We start from the raw sequence: 6,690 nt of genomic DNA, 5'->3' as shown, positions 1-6,690 counted from the left end.
CATTCTACCGAAAGCGCCGTGATTGTCAAGGCGTTAGCCGAGGTGACAATCGCTGATAGCGGCCGATGCGACGGCGATATCAGAGGCCTTTCGAGGTGCGGCGCATTTTACCGAAACCGGCGTCACTGTCAAGCGAGAAAGCCGCCCGAAGGCTTGAAATTCTCAAGCAAGTCAGTCACTTGCGCTACCTCTCCACCGCTGGCCACGAGGTCCGTCGCCGGCAGCGGATGCGTACTTTACGGATCCACCGTCGCGAACGCAAGGGGTTTTCGTAGAGCGTAGAGATAGCCCCTACCCACTATTTCATATCGTGCAGACTGGGGTGCGGCATTATCACCCTCCCCGTTCGGCTGTCGCGCTTTCATCAATCAGTTATCATACCGTTCGTATCGCACGCCGGGAGCCTCCATGCATCAGCCCTTACCCCTATCCACCCCCAACCGTAACCTGGTGCGACTGACCATCGTGCGCGGCATCACATGGACCGGTTTTCTAGGGGCGATCATTTTCGGGATAGAAGTACTGAGCTTTCAGTTACATGTAATGCCCGTCATCTTGGTCATCATTGCAATGGGGTTGGTTAACGTCGCCACCTGGTGGCGACTGGGACGCCCCAGGGCCGTGACTGATATCGAATATCTCGTACATCTATTGATAGATGTGCTTGGCTTGAGCCTCTTGTTTTACTATACGGGCGGCTCCACCAACCCCTTCATTACCTATTATCTCGTCCCGGTCACCATCGCTGCAGCAACACTCCCCTGGCGTTTCGCCTGGATCATCGCCGCCGCCTCCTTGGCCAGTTACACCGCCATGATGCTGTTTTACGAGCCTGTCCCACAGCTAAGCAACGGCTTCGTGGGCACCGGTATTCGCTTGCATATCATTGGCATGTGGCTGAACTTCAGCCTATCCGCTGGTCTCGTGACATTCTTCATCTTCAAGATGGCACACGCATTGCGGCGGCGCGACCTCACGCTCTCGCGTACCCGCGAGACAGCCTTGCGCAATGAACAGGTACTCGCCGTGGCAACGCAGGCCGCGGGTACTGCCCATGAACTGGGAACGCCGCTATCCACTATGGCAGTGCTACTCAGCGAGATGCGGCAAGAAGCACGCGACAATACACCACTCGTGGAGGACATCGATTTATTGCGGCAGCAAGTCGATACCTGCAAGGCGCGGCTCCAGACTCTCGTGGCCAATGCCGACAGAAGACGTCTGGCCAAGCCAGAGATAGCCGCAGCCGAGACGTGGTTAAGCGATGTCCTGCAACGCTGGCTGGTGTTGCGACCTGACGTAAGCCATCGGATCGATATACAAGGCAAGCGCGGCACTCCTTATATTGCTACCGATACCACGCTCGAACAGGCGCTCATGAACCTGCTCAACAACGCCGCCGACGCCAATCCCATGGATATTTCCATCTTGCTCGACTGGACGCAGGATGACGTCATCATCGACATCCGCGACCATGGGCCCGGAGTCTCGATGAACATCGCCGACCAGTTGGGCGAAACCTTCATTTCAACCAAGAGCAAAGGCATGGGAATCGGCTTGTTTCTGACCCACGCCACCATCAACCGGTTTGGCGGCGGCGTCAGCCTCTACAATCACGAAGAAGGCGGCACGCTTACCGAGGTCAAGTTGCCACGGGCGACGGCAGACAATCCTGCTTGAAAGCGACGGAGAACATCATGTCAGCAGATGCTGAACGGCTATTGATCATCGACGATGACGAACAGTTTTGCTTTGTAATGGCACGCGCCATGCGCCGGCGAGGGTTCGAGGTTACGACCGCCATGACCGAAGAGGAAGCGTTGGCCAGCGTGCGGCAAGCGCCACCTCACATGGCAACGCTCGACTTGAAGCTCGAACACTCTTCGGGACTCAAGCTACTGCCTGAGTTGCTGGCGCTTGCTCCGTCATGTCGTGTGGTCGTGCTGACCGGTTATTCGAGCATCGCAACCGCTGTGGAGGCGATCAAACTAGGCGCCGTCAATTATCTGTGCAAGCCAGCCGACGCCGACGAGATACTGACGTCTCTGGAACGAGAAGGCGGCGACCCCGATATCGACATCGCCGACAGTCCGCCTTCCGTGAACCGGGTGACTTGGGAGCATATCCAGAAGGTGCTCCAGGAGCACGATGGCAATATCTCCGCAACCGCACGCGCACTGGGCATGCACCGTCGGACGCTACAGCGAAAACTGCAAAAGCGCCCCGTGAGACGCTAGTCGATATATGTATTACTGCGCGGTCCATCCCAGATCCATGCTCCAGCATGCCCCGGTCACCGCGCCGGCCTGTTCAGATGCCAGATAGCTGACCAACGCCGCCACTTCGTCGGGTTCGATGAGGCGTTTGATGGCGGCGTTTTTCAGCATGACCTCTTCTATAACCTGCTGCTCATCCATGCCATTGAGACGCGCCTGATCCGCAATCTGGCGTTCCACCAAAGGCGTGCGCACATAGGCCGGGCAAAGCGCATTGACCGTTATGCCTGCCGCACCACCCTCCAGAGCCGCCGTGCGCGTCAGACCCACCAAACCATGCTTGGCACTGACATACCCCACTTTGCCCGGCGATGCGACACTAGCATGGATCGATGCCATGTTAACGATCCGCCCCCACTGACCTTGACGCATATGGGGCCATACCGCCTGCGTCAGCAAGAACGGAGCCGTCAACATGAGGTCGATGATCTGATGCCATTTTGCTTCGGGGAAATCTTCCAGTGCCTCAACGTGCTGAATGCCCGCGTTATTAACCAGTATATCGACATGTCCGAAACGCTTGATGGTCTCCGCCACCGAGCCACGACAAGCCTCCGGGTCGGTAAGATCCGCTTGGTAGAAGACGGCCCCCGCAGCTTCTGCGATATCCAAGCCTTGCGGATTGGCATCCACCGCCAACACTTGCAATCCCTCTTGGCAGAACTGTTTGACTACCGCTTCGCCGATACCGCTGGAACTGCCGGTCACGATCGCGACACGCGGATGACCCAGTGTGGAAGGGGCTACCATGGCTCTCTCCTCGATAACGAGACGAACGATGCTAAGCATAAGACGTGAATTGCGAGGTATGCCAGCACGGCGAATCACTTACGCCAACCGGCAGGCCTGTTAGACTGAAGCTACCATTGAGCACTGGTAGCAACGCATTGACTCGAGGAGACTGCATGGAGCCTTCCCAACGGCTTGCCGAAGCCGAGCGTATCGCACGTCTAGCAGGAGAGCGCATCGTAGCGGCACGCGAGTCGCAAGCGTTTCAACAACGCTACAAAAGCGGTGACGAACTCGTAACGGATGCCGATGTCGAAATCGACCGGCTCATTGCTTCCGAGCTCGATGCTCATTTTCAGGACGATGCGCGCCTCACGGAGGAAATCTCTCCAGACCGCGATGTGCTCGAAGACAACGACGCCGTATGGATCGTTGATCCCATCGATGGCACGGTGAACTTTGCGTATGGACATCCCCATGTAGCGGTGTCCATCGCTTGGGCATCGGAGGGGAAGCTACGCTTGGGAGTCGTGCATGCACCCTTTCTAGGAGAAACGTTTACGGCACTACGCGGAGAAGGCGCCTGGCTAAACGGTGAGCCCATTCAGGCCAGCAATGCGAGCGAATTGTCACGCAGCTTGGTTGCTACGGGTTTCCCCTATCGCCGTGATGCACGCGCCCCTTTATTCCGCCGTCTTGCTGGCGTGCTCGCCAGTTGTCGCGACATACGCCGCAACGGATCGGCCGCACTGGATCTATGCCACGTCGCATGCGGCCGTCTCGATGCATATTATGAAAGCGTCTCACCCTGGGATTTTGCCGCTGGCTTGTTGGTCGCGCGTGAAGCAGGCGCCAAGACAGGGCATCTCTATCAGTGCCCCGATCGCATCCCGCCAGAGCTGTATGGAGAAAACATACTGGTGGGCGCGCCGGGCATATACAACGCACTAAACGATATCCTCTTGAAAGCCGACGAAGGCCGGCTTGACGAGATCGAAGCACAAAACTGATTTGCCATAGAGCACCCCAATAGCGTGCGTAGCAAGACTCTATTGGCACCTCATGAGCAATTCCGGAACAATGACATCATAAATTTCATGACATACAAATCCCTTAACTCAAGGAGTCCCCTATGTTGACGGTGATTTTCGGCCGCCCTGGCTGCCCTTTCTGCGTACGTGCCAAGGAGCTCGCCGAACAGCTGAGTGAAGCACGCGACGATTTCGGCTTCCGTTATATCGACATTCACGAAGAAGGCATCACCAAAGCCGATATGGAAAAAACCATCGGCAAGCCGGTTGAAACGGTCCCGCAGATCTTCATCGACCATACTCACATCGGTGGCTTCACTGAGTTCGATCAGCACGTTCGCGATAATGAATTGATGCCAGCGACTCAAAGCTAACGGTCCCTTAGCGCCAACCCACCAGCATGGTGTTGGCGCTGCCCATCTCTTACACCCTCTTCAAATACACGATCGAGCGTTGAATCCGCATCCGCCTACGCAATGAGAAAGCACTATACTGAGTGCATTGCGACAGGAGGCGAGGTGTCAGTCATGCAACGCGATGAATTCCTGCAGCAACTTTGGCTGGACTATATCCATTGTCATCCCGATATAGGGGCTCTATCGCTCTGGCCGCTTGAGAACCGCGCCGAGTATTGCGTGCTGGTGACACTCAACCGACCGCCTTACCAAGCACAGCGCTTGCTACCAGCGCTTTATCATTTCGGTTATCGGCGCGTTGGTCACCACGCCATGGCTGACCGAGGCATACTGGCCAATGTGCTAAGTCCAGGTAATGACGATGCATGGATTGTGCTCATCGAGCTGCAACTGGACACACTGACACAAGTGCCTCGCCAGCATCTGGAAGCGCTCATCAACCGATCTCATCCTCAAGACGGCCAAGGCCAGAACCTTCTTTCCCGCGGCCGCCCCTGGCCAATGCCCGATTGGCCGACTTACCAACAATTGCATGAAGCCCACCCACTCGCCGCCTGGCTGGCCATCATGGGCCCTCGTATGCATCACGTGGGCTTCGATTGTCAGCGGTTAGGACACGATATCGCCGAATATGCCGACGTGATTACCGAAGCGGGACTGAAACCGGGAAGTCAGACACTTCTCCCCATCTCCCCGCTACTCGACTACCGTTACTATGCGTGCTGTACGCAGCGTGCTGTCTTCGCCGCCGGTGATGAGCATCGCGTCACCACCGGAGGCCTTGCGCTCGTACAAAAGCGGCTTTCCGGCACCCGCGAGCGCGCGGCAGAACTCTTGTTACCACAACACACGCGCTGTGAACTCAGTGCCTAAAATTGCGCCTCTTCTTCGGCTTCCGGTCGTGGCTCACTATTGTCATACGCCGCCCAGTCGTCTTCGTAGGATGGTTCGAAATCGAGCTCGAATTGCTGAGGCTCGAAACGTGGATCCATCTCACTGAGATAATGCGTCGACTCCACCATGGGCACTGCTGCCACATAAGGCTCTTGCTCTACTTCTGGAGCAACCCCCTTATAACTATAGAGCCTCACCATGACGAACATCGCCAAGGCCAGCGCCGCGCCTCCCAAAAACAGCCACAACCCATCCGGGCCGGTCACTTCCATGATCACAGAGGCGCTATAAGGCCCGACGACCGAGCCGATGCCATACCAGATCAACAGCTTGGCATTGGCCTGAATGGTTTCCTCGGGCTCGAGCCAGTCGTTAGTGTGCGACAGGCTCAAAGAATACAGCGTATGCAGCATCGCAGTATGGAAGCAGGCCACCACGAGCAACACCCAGAAGTCGAAGCGAGCCGCTACCGAAATCATGGCACCGGATACCGCCATTACCAAGGCCATGCATAAGATCACCTTGCGGCGATCAAGTCGGTCGGAAATGCGCCCCAGTGTCCACTGCGCCACCAGCGCCACCAAGGTCGTAATAGCCATGAACTGTGCCGTTTGCGAGGTCGAAAGGCCGATTTCTTGCCCGTAGTAGGGCGTCATCGCAAAAAAGGACTGAACCATCAGCCCCGCCGTGAAGGCGCTGACCAACCCAACCGGTGCACGGCGATACAATTCTCGCAGCGAGATCTTGCTGGAAACCTCATGCGACGAGCGTGTCGGGCCATGTATCCGGTAAATCGACAATGGCACCAGCGATAGCGTAAACAGGATTCCCGAGATCGAAAACAGCACGAATGTCGCCGGATCGGCAACATTGAGCAGCCACTGGCCGACTGCCAGAGACGAGGTCGAAATGACCAAGTACCACCCCAGCACGCGCCCCCGGTTATCATTCGTCGACTCCCCCGAAACCCACGACTCCATGACCATCAGCAAACCCGCAGTCGCTGCCCCACCGAACAGGCGCCACACCAACCATGCCCAGGGATCCACCCATAATCCATGCAGCATCGCCGTCACCGCCAGCACGGCCGCACAAGCCGCAAAGACGCGAATATGCCCCACCGAGCGGATACGCTTCTCGATCAGATAACTGCCAATCACGAAACCCAACGAGAAGCTCGACATCAACAAGCCCGCCATCTGTGAGGGAAACCCCTCCAGCGACATGCGCACCCCAAGCAAGGTCATGATCAGGCCATGGCCGAGCAAGAAACTGATTTCACTGAGAAATAGAATGGGCAGGGTTGCGGGCAAGCTGCGCAAATCGACCTCCTGGCGATAGTGA

The 6,690-nt window shown here is 56.9% G+C and carries 7 protein-coding genes; 5 read left to right on the top strand and 2 right to left on the bottom strand.

Annotated features, from left to right (window positions below):
• The first annotated feature begins 408 nt into the window (after positions 1–408).
• Together KZO83_RS06370 and KZO83_RS06365 are read left to right on the top strand one after the other, a co-directional pair.
• Entirely contained in the window at positions 409–1,680 is a 1,272-nt protein-coding gene (locus KZO83_RS06370) for an ATP-binding protein (RefSeq protein WP_179000197.1), read from the top strand.
• 17 nt (positions 1,681–1,697) lie between these two features.
• Positions 1,698–2,237 carry a response regulator transcription factor gene (locus KZO83_RS06365; RefSeq protein ID WP_075368720.1) on the top strand — a complete coding sequence of 180 codons (540 nt, stop codon included), beginning with the start codon at positions 1,698–1,700 and terminating at the stop codon, positions 2,235–2,237.
• A 12-nt stretch (positions 2,238–2,249) separates the two neighbouring features.
• Here the strand turns inward: KZO83_RS06365 and KZO83_RS06360 are convergent, their stop codons facing one another.
• Positions 2,250–3,026 (bottom strand): 3-hydroxybutyrate dehydrogenase, encoded by a 777-nt coding sequence (locus KZO83_RS06360; protein ID WP_247620156.1) that lies wholly within the window; start codon positions 3,024–3,026, stop codon positions 2,250–2,252.
• 155 nt (positions 3,027–3,181) lie between these two features.
• Here KZO83_RS06360 and KZO83_RS06355 point away from each other — a divergent pair, with 155 nt between their 5' ends.
• From KZO83_RS06355 to KZO83_RS06345, 3 genes are all read left to right on the top strand, one after another.
• Complete coding sequence (locus KZO83_RS06355) at positions 3,182–4,015, top strand: inositol monophosphatase family protein (protein WP_247620155.1); 834 nt, start codon at positions 3,182–3,184, stop codon at positions 4,013–4,015.
• Positions 4,016–4,137: 122 nt separating this feature from the next.
• Positions 4,138–4,410, top strand: a complete 273-nt coding sequence (locus KZO83_RS06350) for a GrxA family glutaredoxin (protein WP_075368723.1) — start codon at positions 4,138–4,140, stop codon at positions 4,408–4,410.
• Between the two features lie 153 nt (positions 4,411–4,563).
• On the top strand, positions 4,564–5,325 hold the full coding sequence (locus tag KZO83_RS06345; protein ID WP_179000200.1) for a VOC family protein: 762 nt from the start codon (positions 4,564–4,566) through the stop codon (positions 5,323–5,325).
• Here the strand turns inward: KZO83_RS06345 and KZO83_RS06340 are convergent.
• Positions 5,322–6,668: an MFS transporter gene (locus tag KZO83_RS06340; RefSeq protein ID WP_179000201.1), complete on the bottom strand. Its 1,347-nt coding sequence runs from the start codon at positions 6,666–6,668 to the stop codon at positions 5,322–5,324. The two genes, KZO83_RS06345 and KZO83_RS06340, sit on opposite strands and share 4 nt — an antisense overlap.
• Positions 6,669–6,690: the final 22 nt, after the last annotated feature.

The organism is Chromohalobacter moromii (assembly GCF_023091865.1).
GTDB classification, from domain to species: domain Bacteria; phylum Pseudomonadota; class Gammaproteobacteria; order Pseudomonadales; family Halomonadaceae; genus Chromohalobacter; species Chromohalobacter moromii.
The sequence above is the reverse complement of the archived record's forward strand: the minus strand, read 5'-3'. Positions and strand labels throughout refer to the sequence as shown.

What these genes read in the sequence shown, in the direction of transcription:
- KZO83_RS06360 (WP_247620156.1), bottom strand. Translation starts at nt 3,026, where the DNA reads ATGGTAGCCCCTTCCACACTGGGTCATCCGCGTGTCGCGATCGTGACC.
- KZO83_RS06370 (WP_179000197.1), top strand. Translation starts at nt 409, where the DNA reads ATGCATCAGCCCTTACCCCTATCCACCCCCAACCGTAACCTGGTGCGA.
- KZO83_RS06355 (WP_247620155.1), top strand. Translation starts at nt 3,182, where the DNA reads ATGGAGCCTTCCCAACGGCTTGCCGAAGCCGAGCGTATCGCACGTCTA.
- KZO83_RS06365 (WP_075368720.1), top strand. Translation starts at nt 1,698, where the DNA reads ATGTCAGCAGATGCTGAACGGCTATTGATCATCGACGATGACGAACAG.
- KZO83_RS06345 (WP_179000200.1), top strand. Translation starts at nt 4,564, where the DNA reads ATGCAACGCGATGAATTCCTGCAGCAACTTTGGCTGGACTATATCCAT.
- KZO83_RS06350 (WP_075368723.1), top strand. Translation starts at nt 4,138, where the DNA reads ATGTTGACGGTGATTTTCGGCCGCCCTGGCTGCCCTTTCTGCGTACGT.